Genomic DNA, 26,451 nt, shown 5'->3' with positions numbered 1-26,451 from the left:
ATATATTAAGAAAGCTGTAGCGGAAGCCGCTGTGGATCTTAAATGATCCGCAGCGGCTTTTTCATCTCGTGGATGAAAGGCTGACCTGTTTTGTGACAGAGAAGCATTTCGTAAAGATTGGAAGCCGCACAGGTTTCATTAAAAAGCCGGAGCGCAGTTTTATCGAGGATCGCAGATGCATCTGCGGCTTTGGTGATCAGCGGGATTGAGGAGCTTTTCTTGATCTGGCTGAGAAGCGGAGCGCTGTTTTTTCGAAAGCCAAGTACCCGGGCATAGGGAATATGTCCGGGTGCGTTTGTTTTTTGGTCAAGAAAGATCCGGACAAGGCTGCGGCAGATAGCAGAACGGGTAATATCCCGTGTTTTCAAAAGATCCGCAAACTGGGAAAAACCTTCATATTGATTTCGGGATTTCAGGATACGCCGGATCAGTGCCTCCGAAAGCTCCGGATACATTTTCAAAGTTTTTTCGGATTCCAGAAGCAGTTTGTAATGCAGAGGAAGATCCAGTGCTGAGTCAGAAAGCCATGCTCCTTTTTTGAGAGAATCCAGGAAGCAGGGAAGGGAAGCAGAAGGGATCAATCGGGAAAGATCAGCAGACTGCACAGCCTCTTCGGATTTTTTCATAAGGCTCCGGATGCCGGAAGCAGAGGGAAACTCTTCGTCGGAAAGAAGAGAAAAATCTGTATCATGATAACCACTTCCCTTTCTTAAAAGTGCATGAGGAAGGATCCGGCTGTTAAGACGGAGAAGTGCTTTGCAGTATTCGATTCCCAGGATGTTGTTAGGAGAAGAAAGAATGAGGTCAACATGTTTTGATGAAGCACCGAATGTGTTATGTGCGGAAGTGGATTTTCCACGAATGTAACGGATCAAAGCACTGCTTCTTGCAGCAGGAAAACTCATTCCGGTACGAAGATTCTGCTGAAGGAATTCGCGGTATTCAAACGGTTCCTTTACAAAAATCCGTGCAATATTCATAAGAGTCTCTGTATCTCCGCATTCACTTCCGAAACATAGCTCATCTACAACACTAAGCCCGTCAAGAAGACTTATCCCTCCTCTGGAAAAACCCTCTGCACTGGCTGTTGCTGTCTGTACCGGCATTTCCAGGACCAGATCAGCGCCTCCAAGAAGAGCCATCTCAGCCCGGAGATGTTTTTCCATAAGGGCAGGAGCCCCTCTCTGTACAAAATCCCCGCTCATGGCGATCACAACATAATCAGCACCAAGGACCTCCCGGGCATAGCGGATCTGGTATTCGTGGCCTTTGTGAAAGGGGTTATATTCTGCAATGATTCCAACAACTTTCATATAAAAAAGTACCTGCCGTTTCTAAAAATTCAAATCTTGAAATAAGTTTTTATATTATGATAATGGTGCTATTTTAACATAAGCAATGTAAAAAGTTAAGCGGCATTCGAAATCTGTTTTGCTGTCATAAAACCGAATGCTACTGTACGCTCTGTATCCGGCAACGCCCTTTGTAAGATACAGAAATCACGCAAATGCATGATCATGAGCCGAAATCCTCTGACCATCTGTGACATTTACCCACAAAAAACACCTCGCAGAACATTGTCGGTGAACAGTAATAATTGCACTTCAAAAAATACGCAGTATAGCCATTTTCTGACAATGAAACGCTTGAAAAGAAAAGGGTAAGGGGGTATAATGAACATAGTGTAGTGCCCGAACAGACACTAGCGTTTTTGTTACATCAAGAAAGGAGCCATTTAATCATGGGATTTGTTGAACTGCTTAAAAAAAGAGCAAAAGAAAGCGTAAAAACAATTGTACTGCCAGAGACAGAGGATATGAGAACTCTTGAGGCAACTGACAAGATTCTGAAAGAGGGAGTTGCAAAGATCATCCTCATCGGTAATGAGGAAGAGATCAACAAGAAAGCTGCAGAGGGCGGCTTTGATATTTCCGGTGCACAGATCGTAGATCCGGAGAAATCTGACAGAACTCAGGCATATATTGATAAATTTGTAGAGCTGAGAGCAAAGAAAGGAATGACACCTGAGAAAGCGAAAGAGATCCTTCATACTCAGTACCCATACTATGGCGTAATGATGGTTAAGATGGGGGATGCAGACGGTATGGTATCCGGTGCATGCCATTCTACAGCAGATACACTTCGTCCATGCCTTCAGATCCTGAAGACAAAACCGGGAACCAAGCTTGTATCCGCATTCTTCCTGATCGTAGTTCCGGATTGCGAGTATGGTGCAAACGGTGCATTCGTATTTGCTGATTCCGGCCTGAACCAGAACCCGACTCCGGACGAGCTTTCTGCGATCGCAGCATCTTCTGCTGAGTCCTTCAAGCTTCTTGTTCAGGAGGAGCCGATCGTAGCTATGCTTTCTCACTCCACCAAGGGAAGTGCAAAGCATCCTGACGTAGATAAAGTCGTAGAGGCTACAAGAATTGCCAAAGAGGAGCATCCGGAGCTTAAACTTGACGGAGAGTTCCAGCTTGATGCAGCTATCGTTCCAAGCGTAGGCGCATCCAAAGCACCGGGAAGCGAAGTAGCAGGTAAAGCTAATGTACTGGTATTCCCTGACCTTGATGCAGGTAACATCGGATACAAGCTTGCTCAGCGTCTTGGTAAAGCAGAAGCATACGGACCTGTTACACAGGGTATCGCAAAACCTGTAAACGACCTGTCCCGCGGATGCTCTGCAGACGATATCGTAGGCGTTGTAGCAATCACAGCAGTACAGTGCCAGGCAGAGGATAAATAATTATTAAAAGATCAGGAGAGTTAAATCATGAACGTATTAGTTATCAACTGTGGAAGTTCTTCATTAAAATATCAGTTAATCGATTCTGAGACAGAGAATGTACTTGCAAAGGGTCTCTGCGAGAGAATCGGTATCGACGGAAGACTGGTATACCAGAAAGCCGGATGTGACAAAGAGATCACAGAGGCAGCTATGCCAACACATAAAGAAGCGATCCAGATGGTACTGGATGCTCTTACAAACGATAAGACAGGTGCGATCGGAAGCCTTAAAGAGGTTAATGCAATCGGACATCGTGTCGTACACGGAGGCGAGAAATTCGCTTCTTCCGCAGTGATCACAGACGAGATGATCAAAGCAGTAGAAGAGTGCAACGACCTTGCACCGCTTCACAACCCGGCGAACCTCATTGGTATCCGTGTATGTGCAGAGCTTATGCCGGGTGTACCGCAGGTAGGCGTATTTGATACTGCTTTCCATCAGACAATGCCTGCTAAAGCATATCTCTATGGACTTCCGCTTGACTTCTACAAGAAATACAAAGTAAGAAGATACGGTTTCCACGGAACATCTCACAGCTTCGTATCCAAGAGAGCTGTTGATTTCCTTGGCCTTGACAAAGACAACTCAAAAGTTATCGTCTGCCACCTTGGAAACGGATCTTCTATCAGCGCAGTTGTAAATGGCAAATGCGTAGATACAACAATGGGTCTTACACCACTTGAAGGTGTTGTTATGGGAACTCGTTCCGGTAACATCGATCCGGCTATCATGGAGTTCATTGCCAAGAAAGAGAATCTGGACATCGAGGGCGTTATGAACGTACTTAACAAGAAATCCGGTCTTCTCGGACTTTCCGGCGGACTTTCCAGCGATTTCCGTGACCTCAACGAAGCAGCTGAAGGCGGAAACGAGGATGCAGCTAACGCGATCGACGTTCTCTGCTATGGCATCGCTAAATTCGTAGGCGGATATGTTGCAGCAATGAATGGTGTTGACGCGATCGTCTTCACAGCAGGTATCGGCGAGAATGCGATCCCGGTACGTGAGAAGGTTGTCAGCTATCTCGGATACCTTGGCGTAACACTTGACAAAGATGCTAACGGACATCGTGGCGAGGAGATCGTGATCTCCACACCGGATTCCAAGGTTAAGGTTGCAGTTATCCCGACAAACGAGGAGCTTGCAATCTGCCGTGAGACTGTAGCACTGGTATAAGCAGCTGTTTCAGTATCGGTACAGAACCGTTCGGGCATGATCGGTAATCAGGCAGAATTATATATTACTGTGGATCAGCAGTATACATTCGGGGGCGGACAATTAAAGGTTCACCCCCGTAATTTACCCTGAATTTCTGATTAAGCCAACAGTAACAAAAAATTAAAAAAATGTAATATTTTCCCGAAAATAACGTTGACAAATCACAAGACCATATGTATAATGGATTGAGTGTGGATAGGAGAGACTTATGCAGATTCATTTATTAGACATTTCTTCCTGTGATGGCAAGACGATCCAGGAATCAGTTATTCCTGAACTGGAGAAGATTGATTTTCAGATGGGAAGTTTTCCGGTACTTGCGAAGGAACCGGTAGAGCTTACGATCACCAATACCGGTGATAAGGTTCTTGAACTTACAGGAACCGGTAAGATTACAGTGGGTATTCCCTGTGACCGTTGTCTTGAGACAGTAGCCGTTGAGATACCGCTGGAATTTAAAAAGAAGCTTGATATGAAGCTTTCTGATGAAGAACGTGTCAATGATCTGGATGAAAGCAGCTATCTCACAGGTATGAACCTGGATGTGGACCGGTTGGTCTATCTTGAGGTATTGATATGCTGGCCTTTAAAGGTCTTATGTAAAGAAGACTGTAAAGGTATCTGCAGCCGCTGCGGGAAGAACCTGAACGAAGGTCCCTGCGGATGCAAGGAGGAGCCTAAGGATCCCCGCATGGCAGCTATCAGTGATATATTCAGTAAATTTAAGGAGGTGTAACCTATGTCCATTTGTCCTAAGAACAAATCTTCCAAAGCTAGACGTGACAAGAGAAGAGCGAACTGGAAAATGAGCGCTATGAACCTTGTTAAATGTAGCAAATGTGGAGCACTTATGATGCCACACAGAGTTTGCAAAGCTTGCGGAAGCTACAATAAGAAGGAAATCATCAAAGTTGAGGACTAATTTTAATTAGACAGTCAATATATGATGCGAAAAGAGTCTGGTATGCTGAGATAAGTATACCGGCTTTTTTTATACTCTGGGGGAAAATAAAAAAATATGAAACAGAACAAGAATCAGAAAAATACCGCCGTGAACCAGATCACAGAGGGAGTGGTCTGGAAGCAGCTTCTGATATTCTTTTTTCCGATCCTGTTTGGAACTCTGTTCCAGCAGATCTACAATACTGCGGATACGGTTGTAGTAGGACGCTTTGTGGGAAAAGAAGCATTGGCAGCAGTAGGAGGCTCATCCAGTATGATCGTGAATCTGATCGTAGGTTTTTTTGTAGGTTTATGTTCCGGTGCGTCTGTAGTGATTTCTCATTATTATGGGGCGAAAGACCACAAAAATCTCAAAAAAACACTTCACACATCCATGATCTTCTGCCTGGCCGCCAGTATTATTGTTGGAACAGCAGGTTTTATCCTGGCTGAGCCGATCCTTCGCCTGATGAAAACACCGGCAGAAGTAATTCCCGATTCTGTATTGTATCTTCATATCTATTTTGCGGGGACATTTTTCAATCTGGTCTACAACATGGTATCCAGTATCTTAAGAGCAGTAGGTGATTCTAAAAGACCGCTCTATGTGCTGATCATTACCTGTTTGTTGAATATTCTGCTGGATGTTGTATTTGTAGTGATCTTTCATATGGGAGTCCTCGGTGTTGCACTTGCAACAGTCAGTTGCCAGGCAGTCAGTGCCATCCTTGTAACCTGGTTCCTGATGCGTGCAGAGGATATTTATCGTCTGGAATTTTATGAGATTCGTTTTGATCTTCGTTCTCTGTGGGCAGTTCTCAGGATCGGACTTCCGGCAGGACTGGAATCAGTGATGTACAACATTGCCAATCTCACCATTCAGATTTTTGTCAATGAGCTGGGGACTGATACTGTGGCAGCCTGGGGAACTATGGGAAAGATTGATGCGGTGTTCTGGATGGTATGCAATGCTTTTGCCATCTCAATTACCACCTTTGTAGGACAGAATTATGGTGCCAGAAAATACAACCGTATGCGAAAAAGTGTCCGCGTCTGTATGGTGATGGCATACATTTCGGCGTTTATTGTAAGCGGAACACTTATTCTGTTCGCAAATCCGATCTACCATTTGTTTACAACAGATCAGGTGGTTGTAGACATTGGGGTGCATATGATTCGTTTCCTGATTCCATCCTATGCCATTTATGTTGTGATCGGAATTCTTTCCGGAGCGCTGCGTGGTTCCGGAAGAGTATTGGTTCCGATGATTCTGACCTGTGGTGGGGTCTGCCTGCTCCGGATCATCTGGTTGTTTGTCTTTGTAAGATCGCATCCAGGGATCGACAGTATCATGCTCAGTTATCCGGTATCCTGGATAATTACTGCGGTATTGTTTGTCATCTATTATTTCCGGCGATTTCCAGGTATGCAGAAAAAGAAATAATGATATATGAAAAGGTGCTGATTCTGTGCAGTAGCAGTAATCAGCACCTTTGCTGTTTCGAATGATGTCGATTTATTACGTATAGATTTGATTGCCTGAAAGCTAAAAAAGAGGTATTCTGGACGCAGATAGATGAAACATGTGCAATGGGGATGACCAGATATGCATGATCTGCAAAAAACAATACGATATGGGTTTTTGTTGATACTTGAAGTTATTGCGTTGTGTGTCGGTATGATTTATAGTGCAAGAACTGTACGGGCTGAAACCGAAGCGCTGATGTCAGATTTTGCACGGATATTTAATATTTCTGGAAAAGAAAAAGTTCTTTTTTCGGCAGCAATGAAAAATATTTTGAATATTGATCCGGAAGTACAGCAGCCGGACAGAAAGGTAACAGAAGTTGTTACTGAAAATTGGACCGTGATCAGTGGAAAACGTCTGGATCTTATCCTGAAATATATGGGAGATATAAATTTTGAAAAAGATGGGATCAGTCTTCGTATCCCTGCTTCTGTGGCACAAAGCTGGAAGGTAGCAGAGAATGGCACAATACAGACACTGGTACAAAAGGTTTCCGATCATTCATATGAAATAAAGATCTATAAAGGAATTCAGAAGATCACGGATATTCCGGGAAGCCGGATCATGATACCTGTAAAAGAGATATTTCCCAAGGAAGATATGGAAACTATGGAAATTACGGATTCCCAAGGAAGAAAATTTAAGACATTCCTGGATAAAAATCAGGATATTCTGATCGTTGACACGGACGAGACAGGAATCTTCTGTGTAAAAAGTCGAAAAAAAGATATAAAAGGGAATCCTTTTGAAATGGCAGCCCTGACGGCAGCAACAGTGCTAACAGTGCTGATCGTAGGAATCCGAAGCAGATCCGGAAAGCGAGGTGACAGTCATAAAGGAGAAAAGTAGGCAATGGACCCTGATCTTTGGACTTACTGTAGTGTTATCTATGACTGCTTTTTTTATGATGTATCTCGTGAACAATGAATATACAGCGAAAGGCGAGCAGACCATTCAGGGAATCCTTTGTCTGGATAATAAAGATGCGGCGGCAAAGCTACATTATCTTGCCAGGGAATGGCAATATTTTCCGGGAAAGCTGCTTACACCTGAGATGCTGAAAAAGAATCCAGGATATTACAGTTGTTATATTTCGATCGGAGAGCGTAATGAAATGGAACTGGGGAATGAAGAGGCCTCTTCGTATGGATGTGGGACATACCGGATGTTTCTGATCCTGCCCGAGGAGGAAAAAATCTGGGCTGTTTCGCTGACGGAGGTTTTTTCTGCATATCGGATCTATATCAATGGAGAACTGGCCGGGGAAGTGGGGAATCCTGACGAAAAATCTTATAAGGACAGGATCATGAACCGTGTTTTTACATTTCAGGGATCCGGGGCTGTGGAAATTGTCATAGCAGCAGCAGACAGAAACCATACCAGATCCGGAATCCGGTACATTCCGGTTTTTGGATCTCCGTTTCGGGTAAGTATACAGAGAGGAATGCGGGCACTTGGAAGCGGTTGTGCCATTGCATTCTGTAGCTGTATTATGTTCGGGACACTTATGGTATATATCAGAACCAGGACAAAAGAATTTGCCATTTTTAATCTGGTCTGCCTCTGTGTAGTGGGATATTCTGTCTGTCCCCTGATACATAATTTTTTTCTTCTGCCCACAAGACCCTGGTATGCACTGGAAACTATGATCTATTATCTGATCCTTTCCTGTATGATCCGGCTTGAGGATTGTATTATGGGGAAAAAACGGGGGAGATATCTGACTCTTCTGATCAATCTCTGGATCGTGATCGCTTTCTTTCTGGAGAGCTTTGCGGACATACTTCCCTCGGCCGGGATTCTTTATGAAGCTGCCTGGATCAGTGAAGCTGTCAAAGGAGTGGCGGCAGTTTATATGCTGCTCAATACTTTTGGAGAAACAGATTGCAGATATGGAAAAATCGTTTTGGTGGGAACAACGGTTTATGCCTGTTCTCTTGTGGCAGATAGGATAGGGTATCTTTATGAGCCGATTTTTGGAGGAGGTTTCCCGGAGACAGGTGGGCTGGTACTGACAGCTGCGTTTGGCTGTGTTCTGTGGAGAGATCTGTCAGAAGCATATAAGATCCGTCTGACTTATGAGGTATACAGTCATCAGACTGAACTTCGTCTCCTTGCCCAGAAAAATCATTATGACCGGTTAAAGGAACAGATGGAAGAAACCAGTCGTGTCCGCCATGATATGCGTCAGCACCTTCGTGTTCTGACGGCATTGCTGGAACGGGAGCAGTATAAAGAAATGCAGAAATATCTTTGCCGGTATACCCGGGAATTCCAGGAACGGCTAACCTATCAGTCTTACTGTAAAAATCAGGTTGCCGATGCGATTTTACATTATTATGAAGAATTATGCAGAAAAAACGGGATCGTTTTTCAGTGTCAGGTAGAAGCACCGGAAAAAACAGGGATCCAGGATACAGATTTCTGTCGTCTCTTTGGAAATCTTCTGGAAAATGCCATAGAAGCGGCACAGCTTTGTCCGAAAGGCAGTTCCAGATTTGTCCGTGTACAGATACGTACCAGAAATAATAAACTTCTTATAAAAGAAGAGAACAGCTGCACAGATCCCTTACGCAGAAATAAAACAGGATTTTTTTCAGGTAAGCATTCCGGACAGGGGATCGGAACTGCGTCGATCATGGAAATTGCGGCACGTTATGGAGGGTTTGCGGATTTTCAGTCTGAAAATGGCATTTTTAAAGCTGAGATATTTCTTCATCTGACGCAAAGAGATACTGAAGATAGGCTTTACGGATAGCAGAAGAGCCACGTTTCCGGATCTGGACGACCTCCCCGTTGTCCAGAAGGAAGCCTTCTTCAGAAGCTTCCTGTATACGGTCCATATTAACGACACAGCCACGGTAACAGGAGAGAAAATTGGGACAGTCCCGGATCTGCTCCTCAAATTTGTGAAAGGTAAGATAAGAACGGACCGGACCGGCGTCGGTATGAAGGCACACTGCATTTCGGAATGTATCTGCATATAAAATATTGCGCAGAGGGACCCGGATGGGAACCCGGTCAGAAACGACTTCAATGTAACGGGATGCCAGTAAATGCCTGGATTGAAAGGAATCCAGAATGGAACAGAGTTTTTCTGGCTGAAATGGTTTCAGAAGATAATAGGAGGCTCCTACATCATAGCTTTCCACAGCGAAATCACTGCTGGTAGTGACAAAAACAAGGATGCAGTTATCGGACTGTCTTCGGATCCTGCGCGCAGCTTCCATACCTGTCATCCCGTCCATATAAATATCCAGGAACAGGATCTGAAATTTTCCGGGCTGATAATCTTCAAAAAATTCTTCTGCGCTGAAAAAATGACAGATTTCTGCCCGGATCTGTTTTTTCTCAAAATAGGAAACAGCGATATTCTTCAGGGCTTCTGCATCCGTTGAGATGTCATCAATAATTGCAATATTCAAAATAATATAACCTCCGGTTTATAAAAGAGTAGTAAAAATAGTATATCATAACTTTTGTGTATATCCAATATCGGATTTTTGCCTGAAATGACGTATTGTGTAGAAAATTATCAGGAATGAACGTGCTTTTAGCAGATATTTAACATAAAAATGTCATATTTCATGGAAACTGTCATTTTGTCACAGGTCTGTTGTCATTTCCCGATAATTTTTTTACAATAGCGTCAAAAGATACGAAAGGCGGTGGATATACGAAAAAGAAGGGAAGCAGCTGGCGACACCAGAAACTGTTGACCAAGATCCAGATAAAAAAAAATCCCCCAAAGGGGCTGTATTTCCATATGGGAGGTACAGCCCTTTCCCCTGTCATAACAGTGATTCTTGACGGAAACGCGGAAATTCGCTATCATGGAAATGATTTTTATATACTTTGGAAGAAAACGGAGAAAATGCGCATGAACATTCTTAATATAGAACATATCCACAAAATTTTTGGAGATAAGGTGATATTTGATGATATCTCCTGCGGCATCGATCAGGGAGAAAAAATAGGTATCATAGGTGTAAACGGAACCGGTAAGACTACTTTGCTCCGCGTGATCGCCGGAGAGGAAGAACCGGACGAAGGGCAGGTGATCACTCAGAACGGAATCCGGATCAGCTGGCTTCCTCAGACTCCGGAATTTCCGCAGCATATGACCATTCTGGACTATGTGGCAGAAGGCAAATGGCAGAAGGACTGGAGTACCGAAAGTGAGGCCAGACGCATGCTGAATACACTTGGTATTACCAATCAGAATATTAACATGGACAATCTTTCCGGTGGTGAAAAGAAAAGAGTGGCGCTGGCCAGGATGCTTTTAAATCCGGCTGACATTCTGATCCTGGATGAGCCTACCAACCATCTGGACGGAGAAATGGTCACATGGCTGGAAGATTTTCTCCGGAATTTCCGTGGGACGGTGATCATGGTCACTCATGACCGTTATTTCCTGGACCGTGTGGCAAACCGGATTCTGGAGATCAGCCACGGAAAATTATATTCCTATGCAGGAGATTATTCCAGATTTCTGGAGCTGAAAGCACAGAGAGAGGAAATGGAGCTTGCCAGTGACCGGAAGCGCCGCAGCGTACTTCGGATGGAACTGGAATGGGCAGCAAGAGGCTGCCGTGCCAGAAGTACCAAACAGAGAGCAAGGCTTGACCGTTTGGAAGCACTGAAGGCGGGAAAAACCCCGCTGAAAGAGCAGAATGTGGAAATGGATTCCATTGAGACCCGTATGGGAAAGAAAACCATAGAGTTTCATCATGTAAGTAAAACCATCGAAGGTCGTCTTTTGATCAATGATTTTGATCATATTGTTCTTCGTGACCAGCGCCTTGGGATCATCGGACCAAATGGCTGCGGTAAGTCCACGCTTCTTAAAATGGCAGACGGACTGATCTTGCCGGATTCCGGAGAGATTCAGATCGGAGAAACGATCCGTATCGGGTATCTTGCCCAAAATGTTCCGGATATGGATGGAAGACAGCGGGTGATCGATTATATCCGTGAAGTGGCGGAATATGTTCCGACAAAAGAAGGAAGGATCACAGCTTCCCAGATGCTTGAGAGATTTCTTTTTGATCCGGCCATGCAGTACACTCCGGTGGAGAAGCTTTCCGGAGGTGAGAAGCGAAGACTGTATCTTCTGAAGGTTCTGATGGAGGCACCAAATGTTCTTCTTCTTGATGAGCCCGGAAATGATCTTGATATTCCCACCATGACCATTCTTGAGGACTATCTGGATTCTTTTTCCGGCATCGTGATCACGGTGTCCCATGACCGCTATTTCCTGGATAATGTGGTGAACCGTATTATGGCATTTGAGGGAGATGGCCGGCTTGTCCAGTATGAGGGCGGTTATACGGATTATCTGGAAGCGAAGGAAAGAAAGGGACAGTCTCTGGAAACGCGCGCGGATATGAATGGAGGTACAGTACAGGGAGAAACAGCTGAGCCTGAGAAAAAGAAATCCGCTGCAGATACCTGGAAACAGAACCGGAAACAGAAACTGAAATTTACCTATAAAGAACAGAAAGAATTTGACACTATTGACGATGACATCGCAGCGTTGGAAGAACGTCTGGAGCAGATTGATAAAGAGATGGCTGCCAATGCCACAAATGCGGGAAAACTCCGGGAGCTTTCCGACGAGCAGCAGGAAATCCAGCAGAAACTGGACGAAAAAATGGATCGCTGGGTATATTTAAATGATCTTGCAGAACAGATTGAAAATCAGAAAGAGTAAAAGATATTGACTTCTCAGGCAAAACTCTAGTATCATAAATAACGGCACGTTAACCGGATAAACTGCGAAGCAGTTATTCGTTTATGAGCAGGTAGCGAATGCGGATTTCGAATATCCGCTTAAATTTTGGTACTCTGCAATGAAAATCCTTATACGGATGTGTCTGAGGATTTTCACTACAGTGTACCATATGCATTCCGAAAAGATTTCGGACAGAGAAAGGACAACATATGTCAGAAATAGTAAAAGTCGTTGTAGATGCAATGGGTGGTGACAATGCTCCCGAGGAACCGGTAAAAGCCGCAGTGGAAGCTGTGAAAGAAAAAGAGAACATCCAGGTTATCCTTACAGGAGTACAGGATGTGATCGAAGCAGAGCTCCGGAAATATCCGGATTATCCTAAGGACAGGATCCGTGTGGTGCATGCGTCTCAGGTGATCGAGACTGCGGAACCTCCGGTCATGGCTATCCAGAAAAAGAAAGATTCCTCAATTGTAGTGGGATTAAACCTTGTAAAAAAACAGGAGGCCGATGCCTTTGTTTCCTCCGGAAGCACCGGTGCGGTACTGGTAGGAGGACAGGTGATCGTAGGCAGGATCAAAGGAATCCGGAGACCACCTCTTGCTCCGCTGATTCCTACCGCAAAGGGCGTTTCCCTTCTGATCGACTGTGGTGCCAATGTAGATGCCAGACCAGATCATCTGGTACAGTTTGCGCAGATGGGTTCCATCTATATGGAAAATGTAGTGGGTATTAAGAAACCGAGAGTTGCTATCGTTAATAACGGTGCTGAGGAAGAAAAGGGCAATGCGCTGGTAAAAGCTACATTCCCTCTGTTAAAAGCATGTAAGGATATCAATTTTATCGGAAGCATTGAGGCGAGAGATATCCCGTCAGGTTATGCAGATGTAGTAGTCTGTGAGGCTTTTGTAGGAAACGTGATCCTCAAGCTTTATGAAGGTGTTGGAGCTACTCTGATATCTATGATCAAAAAAGGTATGATGACAAACATTCGCAGTAAAATGGGAGCTCTGATGGTAAAACCTGCTCTTAAGAAAACCTTAAAATCATTTGATGCCAGTGAATATGGCGGAGCACCGCTTCTTGGTCTGAAAGGTCTTGTGGTCAAAAGCCACGGAAGTGCCAGTAGTGTAGAAATCCGTCATGCGATCTTTCAGTGCGAGCAGTTTAAGGAAGAGAAGATCAATGAAAAGATCGAGGAGTTTACAGCAGCTGAGCAGAAAGCACAGGCAAAAGAAAAAAGCGAAAAAAAATAAAACCGGGATTGCCGGAAATATTACAGACAGAACAGGAGGCGAACAGTCGTGGAACTGGAAATGCTGAAGACCATCATCGAAAAAACTCTGGGAAGAAATATGGATGCCATTACAGAAAAAACTACCTTTGTGGATGATCTGGGAGTGGATTCTCTGGATTTTTTTCAGATTCTTATTGATCTGGAGGAAACTTTTGATGTTCGTATCGACCCGGAGGAAGCCGAGGAGATCGTTACTGTCGGCGATGCAGTGGAGACTCTTCGCCGGGTAACGAAGGGAAGAAGAAATGGAAAATAATTTAAAAAAGCTGGAGCAGACTATCGGATACCAGTTTACCGCAAAATCTTTACTGGAGCAGGCAATGACACACAGCTCCTATGCCAACGAAAAACACCTTGGAAAGCTTGGATGCAATGAGCGTCTGGAGTTTCTTGGAGATGCGGTGCTGGAGCTGATCAGCAGTGATTTCCTGTACAAAAAATTCCGGAATAATCAGGAAGGTGAGTTGACCAAGAAACGTGCCAGCATGGTATGTGAAAAGAGTCTTGCCTACTGTGCAAGAGAATTCGGGCTTCCGGAGTTTATCCTCCTTGGAAGAGGTGAGGAAATGATGGGCGGTCGTAAAAGAGATTCCATCGTTTCTGATGCCCTGGAATCTCTGATCGGGGCTATGTATCTGGACGGTGGATTTGAACCGGCACAGGCTTTTGTTATGAAATTTATCCTGAACGATCTGGAGGATAAGAGAATTTTTTATGACAGTAAGACAGTGCTTCAGGAAATGGTACAGGAAGGCGGAAATCATCCGATGGAATATCGTCTCCTGAAAGAAGAGGGACCGGACCACAGTAAGAGTTTTACTGTGGAGGCGCTGATCAATGGAAAAAGTATGGGAACCGGAACCGGCCATACAAAAAAGGCAGCAGAACAGGCTGCAGCCCTAGAGGCAATACGCAGTATAAAGTAACAGCAGGTGGCTAATGTATCTGAAAAATATAGAGGTGCAGGGATTTAAATCCTTTGCACAGAAAATAAATTTTGAATTTCATAACGGGATCACTGGCATTGTAGGACCTAACGGCAGCGGAAAAAGCAATGTTGGCGATGCAGTCCGATGGGTTCTGGGAGAACAGAGCGCCAAGCAGCTTCGAGGCGGGAATATGCAGGATGTTATCTTTTCAGGAACGGAGCTTCGCAAGCCTCTGAGCTTTGCGTCCGTGGCTATTACACTTGATAACAGCGATCACAAGCTCCCGGTGGATTTTGAAGAAGTAACCGTTACCAGAAGACTGTATCGTTCCGGTGAGAGCGAATACCGCATCAACGGCAGCTCCTGTCGTTTAAAGGACATCAATGAGATGTTCTATGATACCGGTATCGGAAAAGAAGGATATTCCATCATCGGACAGGGTCAGATCGATAAGATCTTAAGTGGAAAACCCGAAGAACGCCGAGAACTTTTTGACGAGGCAGCCGGGATCGTCAAATTTAAAAGACGAAAAAATACCACACTGAAGAAGCTTGAGGAAGAACAACAGAATCTGGTCCGTGTCACGGACATCTTAAGTGAGCTGACCAAGCAGCTGGAACCGCTGGAACGTCAGTCTGAGACTGCAAAGATATATCTGGCAAAAAGAGAAAATCTGAAAGAGCTGGATATAAATATGTTTCTCCTGGAATATGAACACACCGGAAATCTGATCCGCGAGCTGGAAGAAAAAACCAGGATCGCAGAAAATCAGTTAAAAGAAGCCCAGGATACTCATAGTCGTACTAAGGATGAATATGAACGTCTGGAAAAAATACTGGAAGAGCTCAATGAGCGGATGGAGGCGTTGCGGGAAGAAAGCAGGGATCGTGCTATCCGTAAACAAAAGCTGTCCGGTGAGATCAATGTTCTTCATGAGCAGATCCTGGCAGGAGAGCAGAATGACAGTCATTATCGCAGCCGTCTTTTAGCAGTTCAGGAAGATACGGAGAAAAAATCTGCAGACCAGGAGGCTCTGGAAGAACAAAAATCGGATCTTCAGGCAAATTTACGGGAGATCAACAGAAAACTTGCTGACGAGCAGAAAAAAATGGATAATATCCAGAGCAGCATAGAAGAATGTACCCAGGCAGTGGAAGATGGTAAGAATGAGATTATTGAGATCCTTAATTCTCGTGCAAACACCAAAGGTAAGGCACAGCGTTTTGATGCCATGAAGGAGCAGTTGGATATCCGGAAAGCAGGGATCAGTCAGAGGATCCTTTCCCTGAAAACCCAGGAAGAGGAGCAGCAGTCAGCGATCGATCAGGCACAGAAGGAATACGACACTATCACGAAGGCCATTCAGGAAACCAGAGAAGAAGGCAGCCGTCTTACAAAAGAGATCCATGCCATTCAGGAAATCCTTAAACAGCAGAATGCACAGCTGGAAAAGGAACAGACGTCCTATCACAGAGAGGCATCCAGACTGGAATCTCTCCGCAATATCACAGAACGTTATGATGGATATGGAAACAGTATTCGTCGTGTCATGGAACAGAAGGATCATGTTCCTGGTATCCGTGGCGTAGTGGCGGATATCATCCACGTAGAAAAAAATTACGAGATCGCTATTGAGACAGCTCTTGGCGGAAGCATTCAGAATATCGTTACGGATAACGAGCAGACTGCCAAGCAGATGATTGAATTCCTGAAGAAAAACCGGTATGGTCGTGCGACTTTTCTCCCATTAAACAGCATTTCTTCAAGAGGCGAGTTTAATCAGAGAGGTGCGTTGAACGAACCGGGAGCTATTGGTCTTGCCAGTGGCCTGGTAACTGCAGAGAAGGAATATGACGGTCTGATCGGATATCTTCTTGGCAGAGTGCTGGTGGTGGATCATATCGATCATGCTATTGCCATTGCCAGAAAATACCGGCACAGTATCCGTATGGTAACGTTGGAGGGAGAATCCTTGAGTCCAGGCGGTTCTATGACCGGTGGAGCTTTTAAGAACAACAGCAATCTTCTCGGCCGTCGCCGTGAGATCGAGGAACTGGAAAAGAAGGTAAAAGAGCTGGCAGCCGGGTATAATGAGATCCGACAGTCCATGGAAGATAACCGCAGCAGGAGAAATGAGATGCGCGATACTGTGGCGGCGCTGCAGCAGAAATTTCAGGAACAATCCATTCAGCAGAATACAGCCAGGTTGAACATTGAACAGCTGGAGAAAAAAGCGGAGGAGATCCGCGGCGGATATACCAGGATCGAGAGGGAGCAGGAGGAGATCCGTCTTCAGGCAAGAAACATGCAGGCAGATAACATAAAGATCACGCAGGAGCTGGAAGCATCCAAAAGGGATGAGGAAGAGCTGGAGACCTTTATCGAGACCCGGCAGAAGGAGCTGGAGGACTGGAAAAAGGACGAAGCGGAGACCTCAGAGAAGCTGGAAAAGATCCGTCTTGACGCATCTGCATCCCAGCAGAAGGAGAGCTTCATAAAGGAAAATCTGCGGCGCCTGAAAGAGGAAGTTGAAGTTCTTTCGAAAGAAAGGGAAGAAATTCTGGATTCTCTGGAAAAAGGCAGCCAGGAAACTGCAGAAAAGAGAAAGACTATCGACAAGGTCCGTAAGGAGATCGAAGGCTTTGCCGCAAAAGAAGAGGCGGCTGCAAAACAGCTGGAAAAATGGCAGCAGGAAAAGGAAGAGCGCACAAAAAGTCATAAGGAGTTTTTTGAAAAGCGTGATGAGCTGTCCGGCCAGATCAGTCTTCTGGACAAAGAATGCTTCCGACTGAAGACTCAGGCAGAAAAGATCGAGGAGAACCGGGAAGCAAGAATTTCCTATATGTGGGAAGAATACGAGATCACTCCGAATAATGCCTTGCAGTACAGAAAAGAAGAAATGAATGACAGGCATGTGATGAAGCAGCAGATCCATAAATTAAAAGAGGAGATACGCTCTCTCGGCTCCGTCAACGTCAATGCAATTGAGGATTACAAAGAGCTGCTGGAGCGGCATACCTTCCTGAGTGGTCAGTACAACGATCTTTTGGAAGCGGAAAAAACGCTGGAGCAGATCATCCAGGAGCTGGATGAGGGCATGCGTAAGCAGTTCAGCGAAAAATTCGGAGAGATCCAGAAGGAATTTGATAAAGCCTTCAAAGAACTGTTCGGCGGAGGCCGGGGAACTCTGGAACTTGCGGAAGACGAGGATATCCTTGAGGCAGGGATCAGGATCATTTCCCAGCCGCCCGGAAAAAAACTTCAGAACATGATGCAGCTTTCCGGTGGAGAAAAAGCACTGACAGCCATTGCGCTTCTTTTTGCTATCCAGAATCTGAAGCCTTCACCATTCTGTCTTCTGGATGAGATCGAGGCTGCACTGGATGATTCCAATGTAGGACGTTTTGCGGGATATCTTCAGAAGTTGACGAAGAACACACAATTTATTATAATAACACATAGACGTGGTACCATGAATGCAGCAGACAGGCTTTATGGAATTACCATGCAGGAAAAAGGGGTATCCACGCTGGTATCCGTAGATTTAGTAGAGAACCAGCTTACCCAGTAACAGAGGGGATGAATCAGTATGGCAGAAGAAAAAAAAGGATTTTTTAAACGTCTGGTAAGCGGACTTACCAAAACGCGAGACAATATCGTTGCCGGCTTTGATTCCATTTTCAGCGGTTTTTCCAGTATTGATGATGATTTTTATGAAGAACTGGAAGAGATCCTGATCATGGGAGATATCGGCATTAACGCAACCACCTCCATTCTGGAGCATTTAAAGGAGCAGGTTGCTGAGCAGCATATCAAGGAGCCGTCCCAGTGCAAACAGCTTCTGATCGACAGCATCAAAAAACAGATGCAGGTAGAAAGCACAGAATATGAGTTCGAGAACCGGAAATCCGTGATCCTTGTGATCGGTGTCAATGGAGTAGGTAAGACTACCTCTGTAGGCAAACTGGCCGGTAAATTAAAGGATCAGGGAAAAAAGGTCATCCTCGGAGCAGCAGATACCTTCCGTGCGGCAGCCGGGGAGCAGCTGACACAGTGGGCCAACCGTGCAGGCGTTGAGATTATCGGCGGCCAGGACGGAGCAGATCCGGCATCTGTTGTCTATGATGCAGTGGCAGCAGCCAAAGCCAGAAATGCAGATGTTCTGATCTGCGATACCGCAGGAAGACTTCATAATAAGAAAAATCTTATGGAAGAGCTTCGCAAGATTTACCGTATTCTGGAACGTGAGTATCCGGAAGCATATTTGGAAACGCTGGTAGTTCTTGACGGAACCACAGGCCAGAATGCGCTTTCTCAGGCAAGACAGTTTGCCGAGGTCGCCAATGTTACCGGAATCATTCTTACCAAACTTGATGGTACAGCCAAGGGCGGAATCGCAGTAGCAATCCAGTCTGAGCTTGACATACCAGTAAAATACATCGGAGTAGGCGAAAGTATTGATGACCTGCAGAAATTTGACGCAGATGCATTTGTAAACGCCCTCTTTGACGTAGAAGAAAGGAGCTAAATACAAATGCTTACATTAGAAAGCTTTGAGGAAGCGGCAGCAAAAGTAAAAGAAGTGACACAGGAAACAAAGCTGATATACAGCAGTTATTTCTCGGATATGACAGGAAACAAGGTTTATCTGAAACCAGAGAATATGCAGCGTACCGGTGCATATAAGGTGCGTGGTGCATATTACAAGATCAGTACACTTTCTGATGAAGAGAGAAATAAAGGTCTGATCACGGCATCTGCAGGAAATCATGCCCAGGGTGTTGCTTATGCTGCACACAAATATGGAGTAAAAGCAGTCATTGTCATGCCAACTACTACACCACTGATCAAGGTGGAGCGTACTAAGAGTTACGGTGCGGAGGTTATTCTTCACGGAGACGTATATGACGAAGCCTGTGCACATGCACTTGCCCTTGCAGAGGAAAAAGGCTATACTTTTATCCATCCTTTTGATGATCCGGCAGTAGCAACCGGTCAGGGAACCATTGCCATGGAGATCGTGCAGGAACTTCCTCTTGTAGATTACATACTGGTACCGATCGGAGGGGGCGGACTTGCTACAGGTGTCTCCACACTTGCGAAGCTTCTGAACCCGCACATCAAAGTCATCGGTGTTGAGCCGGCAGGCGCGGCATGTATGAAAGCATCCCTGGAGAAGGGGGAGGTCGTAACGCTTCCTCACGTAAATACTATCGCAGATGGTACTGCAGTACAGACTCCGGGAAAAAATATCTTCCCATATATCCAGGAAAATCTGGACGATATCATTACCATCGATGATGATGAGCTGATTGTGGCTTTTTTGGATATGGTAGAAAACCACAAGATGATCGTAGAGAACTCAGGACTTCTTACCGTAGCAGCTCTCCGTCATCTGGATGTAAAAAATAAGAAGATCGTTTCCATCTTAAGTGGTGGAAATATGGATGTGATCACCATGTCATCTGTTGTACAGCACGGACTGATCCAGCGTGACCGTATCTTTACCGTATCCGTACTTATCCCGGATAAGCCAGGTGAACTGGTACGTGTTGCAAGTGTGATCGCTGAAAATCAGGGTAATGTTATCAAACTGGATCATAACCAGTTTGTAAGTACGAACCGAAATGCAGCCGTAGAACTTCGGATCACCATGGAAGCTTTCGGAACAGATCATAAGAATCAGATCGTTGCAGCTCTGGAAAAAGCGGGTTGCAAACCGAGAGTGGTACGTGCTATACTGTAGGACATGTTATATTGCAATAACTGAAACTTCTGACCGGACTGTTGCATATGATGTAACAGCCCGGTCTTTTGCGAAAATACCTGCATAGACAGAAAGGACAGATAAATATGTGTGGAATTGTAGGATTTACAGGTAGACACCAGGCAGCTCCGATCCTTTTAGATGGACTCTCCAAGCTGGAATACAGAGGATATGATTCCGCTGGAATCGCCGTACGTGACGGAGAGGGCGAGACTGAAGTGATCAAAGCCAAGGGAAGACTGAAAGTTCTGTCAGAAAAGACAAACGGCGGAGAGACAGTACCGGGAACCTGTGGTATCGGCCATACCAGATGGGCAACTCATGGTGAACCCTCTGAGAACAATGCACATCCTCATATGACAGACGATGGTAATATCGTAGCAGTCCACAACGGCATCATTGAGAACTATCAGGAACTGAAAAATAAGCTCACCCGTAAAGGATATACTTTCTATTCTGAGACCGATACTGAGGTAGCAGTCAAACTGATTGACTATTATTACAAGAAATATGAGGGAACACCGGTGGATGCCATCACACATTCCATGGTGCGTATCCGTGGTTCCTATGCCCTTGCGATCATGTTCAAGGATTATCCGGGTGAAATATATGTAGCCAGAAAAGACAGCCCCATGATCCTTGGAGTGGCAGAAGATGAATCCTTTATCGCTTCTGACGTACCGGCGATCCTGAAATACACCCGCAATGTATATTATATCGGCAATCTGGAGATGGCGCGTGTGAAAAAAGGCGAAGTCACCTTCTACAATCTTGATGGAGATGAGATCGAGAAAGAGCTGAAAACCATTGAATGGGATGCAGAAGCAGCAGAAAAAGCCGGATATGAGCATTTCATGATGAAAGAGATCCATGAACAGCCAAAGGCAGTGCTGGATACGTTGAATTCCGTGCTCAAGGATGGAAAGATCGACCTCAGCGAAGTTGGCCTGGAAGAAGAAAGCATCCGGAACATCCAGCAGATCTATATCATAGCCTGCGGCTCCGCTTATCACGTAGGAATGGCAGCACAGTATGTGATCGAGGATCTTGCACAGATCCCGGTAAGGGTAGAACTCGCTTCCGAATTCCGTTACCGAAAAATGGCCCTTAACACCAACAGCCTTGCAGTGATCATCAGCCAGTCCGGTGAAACAGCAGACAGCCTTGCAGCACTTCGTAAATGCAAGGAAAATGGTATTCATACACTGGGAATCGTTAATGTAGTGGGATCTTCCATAGCACGTGAGGCCGATAATGTATTTTATACTCTGGCCGGACCGGAGATTTCTGTAGCTACTACCAAGGCGTACAGCACACAGCTGATCGCAGCTTATACACTGGCGATACAGTTTGCAATGGTAAGAGGGACGATCACAGAAGAAGCCTGCAGTAATTATATCAGCGAACTGCAGACACTTCCGGATAAGATCTGTAAGATCCTGGAAGATAAGGAGCGTATCCAGTGGTTTGCCTCCAAACAGGCAAATGTAAAAGATGCTTTCTTTGTAGGAAGAGGAATTGATTACGCTATCAGCCTGGAGGGCAGTCTGAAGATGAAAGAGATCAGTTACATTCACTCTGAAGCCTATGCTGCCGGAGAGCTGAAACACGGAACGATCTCCCTGATCGAAGACGGGACTCTTGTGATCGGTGTGCTGACCCAGCCGGATCTCTACGAAAAAACAGTCAGCAATATGGTTGAGTGCAAGAGCCGTGGCGCCTACCTTATGGGCCTGACCACATTTGGCAATTACAATATCGAGGATACCGCAGACTTCACCGTCTACATCCCGAAAACAGACCCGCACTTTGCAACATCCCTGGCAGTGATCCCGCTTCAGCTTCTGGGCTACTACGTAAGCGTAGCCAAAGGACTGGACGTGGATAAACCACGAAATCTGGCGAAGAGCGTGACAGTGGAGTAAAAAATATATATTGATTATAGAGAAAGCCTCAGAGTATGTATATGCGAAAATACTCTGAGGCTTTTTTATAAAATCTTTACGCAAAAATAGTTTCATGGTATCATATAAACATATGATGCTGTGAAATTATTTTGCTTTTCAGGGAATATTAAGAAGGGGTGACGGGTACATGCTTATGCCGGTAGTGCCAGAGAGGAGATTGCACTGAAACTAGAGCACTCGGACAGCCATGGAGCAGATAAAGGAGAAAGATTATCCGGAGTCTTTACAGAAATGTACAGGAAATATCCTGGCTTGTGGGGATCAATTATAACAAACCAATCAACAGTGATAAGCTTTTGGAGCTGCTGTCACAGTACAAAAAATAAGATAGGAAAAAACATATGAAGAATACAGTAGTGATCTTTAATGCCGGTATCGGTGCACTGACTCTGGGTTTTAAAAATGCTGGTTATGAGATTTTGAAAGCATATGAGCCGGACAGGAAAGTGACAGAGATCTATCAAGAAAATATAAGTCAAAATGTAACTGTATGCAGCCTTTCTTCCATAGATCCTGCCACAGTTCCGGACAGTAATGTCTGGGCTTTTGATCTGACGCAGTCGAAAGAAGAAGAGGTGTTTCGTAGTTGGGCCCTGGTGCAAAGAAGACGGCCGCCGGTCATTCTTTTTGTTATGAAAAAGCAATTATGGAAAGGGTTCATAAAGGAACACATTTTTCAGCTACAAGAATATGGATACCATATCACGCATAAAAATATCCAGAGTTCGGAGGTTACTGCATTTCCGCTGCGGGAAGAATTTGCATATATTGTTTTAAAAAGAGTGAATGCTTCGGATATGGTCATGCCGGTGCAGTTCCATAAGAGCAGTATCCTGTTGGATGGCTGGGTGGAAATGAATCCACAGGATTCCTGGTATTACAGGATTGATTTTGCGAAAGAGAAGATCGATGCTTCGCATGCCGGCGACAGCGTTTTGTGTTGGGAAAAAGGCGGTTATCGGGAATCCGGGCAGGTTCGTCTGAATCTGAGAAAAATGCCGCTGATCCGTATCCATGGCGTCTATCATAAGATCACACACAAAGAAATAGCCAGATTAAAGGGATTTCCGGAAGATTTTCCACGTTCTGTGCCAAACAAAAGCCGGATGTACAGAAGCCTGATATATGCGCCGAACATAAAAGTGACAGAACAGATTGTTCGCAATCTCTGCGCAGAACCCTATATAAATTCAGAGGGTGATGTACAAATGAAAAACTGGGAAAATACGGCCCGCTTTAAGCAGCTTTTTGAAGAATTCCTTACATATAAAGGAGGTTCTTTCCAAAGCGATGAGAAATGGGTTTTTGTGACCAGAATGTACAGTGATTCTAAAGAAATCGCTACACTTAACCGGCTGCAGAGTTATAGCCGTCTGGCTGGAAAAGCAGTGTCAGATCAGAAAAAGGATCTGCCATTACAAAATATCTGTGTAGTGGCGAATCTAATCTCTGATGAGACCAAGAGAAAGTACGAAGAGGCGAAGCTTGGATATGTCTGGGACATCCGAAATGTGCTGTGGCTCTTTGAGGACTATCCGGAACTGAAGAATGAACTGATCTCAATCCTGAATTATTCGGTGGAAAACATAGAACCGGAGAGACCGGAGCCTTTTATTTTTGAGAAAATCAGCCAGGTGGAGAATACGGATCCGGAATCTGTTGCTGACAGCTATATAGCGCAGTTAAAAGTGCTGGAGACTGGTAGTGCAGCTTTCAAGAAATATGAGGAACTTTGTGTTTCTATCCTGAAATATATCCTTGGAGAATATCTGACTTTGTGGGAGCAGCAGAAGACAACAGAAGAAAATCTGTATCGCTTTGACATGTGCTGTAAGATCAAAAACGGGGTAACACAGGATTTTTTTGACACGATCTGTAAGTATTTTTCTACGAAGTATATCGTGTTTGAGTTTAAAAACTATGAAAAGCCTATTACCCAGAGGGAAATCTACACTACAGAAAAATATCTGTACGAAAAAGCTCTCCGTAAAGTTGCGATCATTATTTCCAGAAAAGGAGCGGATAAAAATGCGAAAATGGCCGCACGGGGAAGCCTCCGGGAAAGCGGAAAACTGATCATCTGTCTGTCCGATGAAGATTTGGAAGCGATGCTCCAGATAAAAAAAGATGGGGAAAAAACAACGGGCGGGTATTTGGAAGATATTTTGGATGATATGCTGATGCGCCTGGAAAAATAGAAAATTTTGTGAAAAATAACTCAAAAATACTCATTTCGAAGGCAGAGTTTTGGAAGATGATCCGCTGCCTTCGATTTTTTTTATTTTCGAAATAAATCTGTTGTTGTAATATGGAAATTGATGTGGCATAATAAATGGGAAAATGTTAAAAATAAGAAAAATCCAGATTAAGGAAATGTAAAGTTGCATTTTCAGGATAACATGGCTCCTGACAGATTATGACAGGAAGCGAGTATGACAAAGGAGAAAATTATGGCAATTTTTTCAATGATCTTATCTTTGTTGTGTGGAGTATCATTATTTTTGTTTGGTATGTCCCTAATGGGCGATGGTCTGAAGCTGGCAGCAGGTAATAAGCTGGAAGCATTTCTTTATAAGATGACCAATACTCCGCTGAAGGGTGTCGCACTTGGTACTGGTGTTACCAGTGTGATCCAGTCGTCTTCCGCGACGACAGTTATGGTGATCGGTTTTGTAAACTCCGGTATGATGAAACTGAAACAGGCGATCGGTATCATCATGGGAGCAAATATCGGAACCAGTATCACTGGCTGGATCTTATGTCTTTCCTACATTGAAGGGTCCAATGGAATCGCAAGTATTCTTTCCACAGCAACGATTTCTGCTGTTGTGGCTGTAGTTGGTATTATTTTCCGCATGTTCTGTAAGCGTACCTTACATAAGAACGTAGGAAATATCATGCTTGGTTTTGCAATCCTGATGACAGGTATGCAGATGATGAGTGGTGCGGTATCTCCATTGCGTGAGAGTCCGATGTTCATCAAGATGCTGACTATGTTTTCCAATCCGATCGCAGGTATTCTCGTAGGTATCGCTTTTACTGCGGTACTCCAGAGTGCGTCTGCAACAGTCGGTGTGCTTCAGGCTCTGTCTGTAACCGGTATCCTGACGTTTGCAAGTGCGTTCCCGATCGTTCTTGGTATCGGTGTCGGTGCTGCATGTCCGGTCCTGATTTCTGCGATTGGAGCCAATAAAAATGGTAAAAGAACTGCTCTTGTATATCTGATCAATGACCTCTTTGGTCTGATCCTCTGGTCTGTGATCTTCTATACGGCAAATGCATTTGTACATTTTACATTTATGGATATGACCATGACACCGGTAGCAATCGCTCTTTTGAACACAGTCTTCCGTCTGGCAACCGTTATCGTGCTGTTCCCGTTTATCCCGAAGATTGAGAAACTGGTATGCTGGCTTGTGAAGGATAATAAAGAGGATCTGGAAGATGAGGCAGACTTTGATCTCCTGGAAGAGCGTCTTCTGAATTACCCGGCCCTTGCCATCGCACAGTGTCACCGTGTAATGAACGGAATGTCCAAGAAGCTCCGTAAGAATGTCAACAGAGCCATGAATCTTCTGAATGATTATCAGCAGGATAAGTATGATAAGGTTCAGCGAAAAGAGGATCTGATCGACAAGTATGAAAGTCGTCTTGGAGAGTATCTGATCCAGCTGACAAAGAGAGAGATGAATTCTGCACAGACAAGACAGACTTCACTGTATCTGCATACGATCAATGACTTTGAGCGTATCGGTGATCATGCTTCCTATATTGCTCATATGTCTAATGAAATGCATGATAACCATACGAATTTTTCACAGGAAGCCTGGGATGAGCTGAATGTTGTTATGGAGGCAGTTCGTGAGGATATCAATATAACCTGCAATGCTTTCATGAAAGACGATAAAGAAATGGCACAGAGAGTAGCGCCTCTCGGAGCTGTGATCACAGGACTTTGTGATGTACTGAAGATGCGTCACGCAGAGCGACTGAGCCAGGGCAAATGCGGACTGGAAGAGGGAACGGTATTCAGTGATATCCTTAACAGTTTCTGTCGTATCGCAACTCACTGTGCAAGTGCTATGGTGGCACTTATGAAGAGTGGAGAGACAGGATCCGATCTTCATATTCACGATTCCAAGATCTATCCCACAAACAGTGCGGACTACTACCAGTATTTCAAGGAATACGGACAGAAATATGATATTGGAAACCAGGAAGGCCATATGCTCAGCATGGAGCCGGAAGAGGTGGAATAAGAAATGAAAAAAGAAG

At 44.7% G+C, this 26,451-nt stretch carries 19 protein-coding genes; 17 read left to right on the top strand and 2 right to left on the bottom strand.

Going from position 1 to position 26,451, the window contains the following annotated elements; all coding sequences use genetic code 11:
* Positions 1–38 precede the first annotated feature (38 nt).
* Complete coding sequence (locus DWX61_RS08775; RefSeq protein ID WP_118624864.1) at positions 39–1,313, bottom strand: tRNA(Met) cytidine acetate ligase; 1,275 nt, start codon at positions 1,311–1,313, stop codon at positions 39–41.
* A gap of 428 nt (positions 1,314–1,741) precedes the next feature.
* Here DWX61_RS08775 and pta point away from each other — a divergent pair, with 428 nt between their 5' ends.
* From pta to DWX61_RS08740, 7 genes are all read left to right on the top strand, one after another.
* The gene (gene pta / locus DWX61_RS08770) at positions 1,742–2,749 is read left to right on the top strand and encodes a phosphate acetyltransferase (protein WP_015525244.1); all 1,008 of its coding nucleotides are present in this window, start codon (positions 1,742–1,744) and stop codon (positions 2,747–2,749) included.
* Between the two features lie 27 nt (positions 2,750–2,776).
* Positions 2,777–3,967, top strand: a complete 1,191-nt coding sequence (locus tag DWX61_RS08765) for an acetate/propionate family kinase (RefSeq protein WP_118369303.1) — start codon at positions 2,777–2,779, stop codon at positions 3,965–3,967.
* A 250-nt stretch (positions 3,968–4,217) separates the two neighbouring features.
* Entirely contained in the window at positions 4,218–4,745 is a 528-nt protein-coding gene (locus tag DWX61_RS08760) for a YceD family protein (RefSeq protein WP_021652543.1), read from the top strand.
* Between the two features lie 3 nt (positions 4,746–4,748).
* Complete coding sequence (gene rpmF, locus DWX61_RS08755; RefSeq protein WP_015525241.1) at positions 4,749–4,931, top strand: 50S ribosomal protein L32; 183 nt, start codon at positions 4,749–4,751, stop codon at positions 4,929–4,931.
* A gap of 96 nt (positions 4,932–5,027) precedes the next feature.
* Positions 5,028–6,395, top strand: a complete 1,368-nt coding sequence (locus DWX61_RS08750; RefSeq protein WP_118624862.1) for an MATE family efflux transporter — start codon at positions 5,028–5,030, stop codon at positions 6,393–6,395.
* Positions 6,396–6,557: 162 nt separating this feature from the next.
* Positions 6,558–7,328, top strand: a complete 771-nt coding sequence (locus DWX61_RS08745) for a hypothetical protein (protein WP_147419617.1) — start codon at positions 6,558–6,560, stop codon at positions 7,326–7,328.
* A gap of 67 nt (positions 7,329–7,395) precedes the next feature.
* The gene (locus DWX61_RS08740) at positions 7,396–9,237 is read left to right on the top strand and encodes a GHKL domain-containing protein (protein WP_182433973.1); all 1,842 of its coding nucleotides are present in this window, start codon (positions 7,396–7,398) and stop codon (positions 9,235–9,237) included.
* Here the strand turns inward: DWX61_RS08740 and DWX61_RS08735 are convergent.
* Complete coding sequence (locus tag DWX61_RS08735) at positions 9,176–9,904, bottom strand: LytR/AlgR family response regulator transcription factor (protein WP_118624856.1); 729 nt, start codon at positions 9,902–9,904, stop codon at positions 9,176–9,178. The genes DWX61_RS08740 and DWX61_RS08735 overlap by 62 nt on opposite strands.
* Positions 9,905–10,359: 455 nt before the next feature.
* On the opposite strand from DWX61_RS08735, the gene DWX61_RS08730 reads away from it, so the two are divergent.
* The 10 genes from DWX61_RS08730 (at position 10,360) to DWX61_RS08685 (ending at position 26,435) form a co-directional block, all read left to right on the top strand.
* Positions 10,360–12,195 carry an ABC-F family ATP-binding cassette domain-containing protein gene (locus DWX61_RS08730; RefSeq protein WP_118624920.1) on the top strand — a complete coding sequence of 612 codons (1,836 nt, stop codon included), beginning with the start codon at positions 10,360–10,362 and terminating at the stop codon, positions 12,193–12,195.
* 230 nt (positions 12,196–12,425) lie between these two features.
* Entirely contained in the window at positions 12,426–13,472 is a 1,047-nt protein-coding gene (gene plsX, locus DWX61_RS08725) for a phosphate acyltransferase PlsX (protein WP_118369313.1), read from the top strand.
* 48 nt (positions 13,473–13,520) lie between these two features.
* A complete protein-coding gene (locus tag DWX61_RS08720; RefSeq protein ID WP_118369315.1) occupies positions 13,521–13,769 on the top strand; it encodes an acyl carrier protein in 249 nt (82 codons plus the stop codon).
* Entirely contained in the window at positions 13,759–14,439 is a 681-nt protein-coding gene (gene rnc / locus DWX61_RS08715; RefSeq protein WP_118624854.1) for a ribonuclease III, read from the top strand. Before DWX61_RS08720 ends, rnc begins: the two co-directional genes overlap by 11 nt.
* Positions 14,440–14,452: 13 nt before the next feature.
* Positions 14,453–18,013, top strand: a complete 3,561-nt coding sequence (smc, locus tag DWX61_RS08710) for a chromosome segregation protein SMC (protein ID WP_118624852.1) — start codon at positions 14,453–14,455, stop codon at positions 18,011–18,013.
* An 18-nt stretch (positions 18,014–18,031) separates the two neighbouring features.
* Complete coding sequence (ftsY, locus tag DWX61_RS08705) at positions 18,032–18,970, top strand: signal recognition particle-docking protein FtsY (RefSeq protein WP_118062468.1); 939 nt, start codon at positions 18,032–18,034, stop codon at positions 18,968–18,970.
* A gap of 6 nt (positions 18,971–18,976) precedes the next feature.
* Positions 18,977–20,188 (top strand): threonine ammonia-lyase, encoded by a 1,212-nt coding sequence (gene ilvA, locus DWX61_RS08700; RefSeq protein ID WP_015525229.1) that lies wholly within the window; start codon positions 18,977–18,979, stop codon positions 20,186–20,188.
* Positions 20,189–20,295: 107 nt separating this feature from the next.
* A complete protein-coding gene (glmS, locus tag DWX61_RS08695; protein ID WP_118624850.1) occupies positions 20,296–22,134 on the top strand; it encodes a glutamine--fructose-6-phosphate transaminase (isomerizing) in 1,839 nt (612 codons plus the stop codon).
* Between the two features lie 383 nt (positions 22,135–22,517).
* Entirely contained in the window at positions 22,518–24,374 is a 1,857-nt protein-coding gene (locus DWX61_RS08690) for a DNA cytosine methyltransferase (RefSeq protein WP_118624848.1), read from the top strand.
* Positions 24,375–24,626: 252 nt separating this feature from the next.
* Positions 24,627–26,435, top strand: coding sequence for a Na/Pi cotransporter family protein (locus DWX61_RS08685; RefSeq protein ID WP_118624918.1), 1,809 nt, complete (start codon positions 24,627–24,629; stop codon positions 26,433–26,435).
* The last annotated feature ends 16 nt before the right edge of the window (positions 26,436–26,451 follow it).

This window comes from Ruminococcus sp. AF20-12LB, assembly GCF_003478985.1.
GTDB lineage: Bacteria > Bacillota > Clostridia > Lachnospirales > Lachnospiraceae > Blautia_A.
Note: the sequence above shows the minus strand (reverse complement) of the source record. Positions and strands in the feature narration are given on the sequence as shown.

What these genes read in the sequence shown, in the direction of transcription:
- ftsY (WP_118062468.1), top strand. Translation starts at nt 18,032, where the DNA reads ATGGCAGAAGAAAAAAAAGGATTTTTTAAACGTCTGGTAAGCGGACTT.
- DWX61_RS08760 (WP_021652543.1), top strand. Translation starts at nt 4,218, where the DNA reads ATGCAGATTCATTTATTAGACATTTCTTCCTGTGATGGCAAGACGATC.
- DWX61_RS08685 (WP_118624918.1), top strand. Translation starts at nt 24,627, where the DNA reads ATGGCAATTTTTTCAATGATCTTATCTTTGTTGTGTGGAGTATCATTA.
- DWX61_RS08765 (WP_118369303.1), top strand. Translation starts at nt 2,777, where the DNA reads ATGAACGTATTAGTTATCAACTGTGGAAGTTCTTCATTAAAATATCAG.
- DWX61_RS08690 (WP_118624848.1), top strand. Translation starts at nt 22,518, where the DNA reads ATGAAGAATACAGTAGTGATCTTTAATGCCGGTATCGGTGCACTGACT.
- plsX (WP_118369313.1), top strand. Translation starts at nt 12,426, where the DNA reads ATGTCAGAAATAGTAAAAGTCGTTGTAGATGCAATGGGTGGTGACAAT.
- ilvA (WP_015525229.1), top strand. Translation starts at nt 18,977, where the DNA reads ATGCTTACATTAGAAAGCTTTGAGGAAGCGGCAGCAAAAGTAAAAGAA.
- rnc (WP_118624854.1), top strand. Translation starts at nt 13,759, where the DNA reads ATGGAAAATAATTTAAAAAAGCTGGAGCAGACTATCGGATACCAGTTT.
- DWX61_RS08775 (WP_118624864.1), bottom strand. Translation starts at nt 1,313, where the DNA reads ATGAAAGTTGTTGGAATCATTGCAGAATATAACCCCTTTCACAAAGGC.
- glmS (WP_118624850.1), top strand. Translation starts at nt 20,296, where the DNA reads ATGTGTGGAATTGTAGGATTTACAGGTAGACACCAGGCAGCTCCGATC.
- smc (WP_118624852.1), top strand. Translation starts at nt 14,453, where the DNA reads ATGTATCTGAAAAATATAGAGGTGCAGGGATTTAAATCCTTTGCACAG.
- rpmF (WP_015525241.1), top strand. Translation starts at nt 4,749, where the DNA reads ATGTCCATTTGTCCTAAGAACAAATCTTCCAAAGCTAGACGTGACAAG.
- DWX61_RS08750 (WP_118624862.1), top strand. Translation starts at nt 5,028, where the DNA reads ATGAAACAGAACAAGAATCAGAAAAATACCGCCGTGAACCAGATCACA.
- pta (WP_015525244.1), top strand. Translation starts at nt 1,742, where the DNA reads ATGGGATTTGTTGAACTGCTTAAAAAAAGAGCAAAAGAAAGCGTAAAA.
- DWX61_RS08745 (WP_147419617.1), top strand. Translation starts at nt 6,558, where the DNA reads ATGCATGATCTGCAAAAAACAATACGATATGGGTTTTTGTTGATACTT.
- DWX61_RS08730 (WP_118624920.1), top strand. Translation starts at nt 10,360, where the DNA reads ATGAACATTCTTAATATAGAACATATCCACAAAATTTTTGGAGATAAG.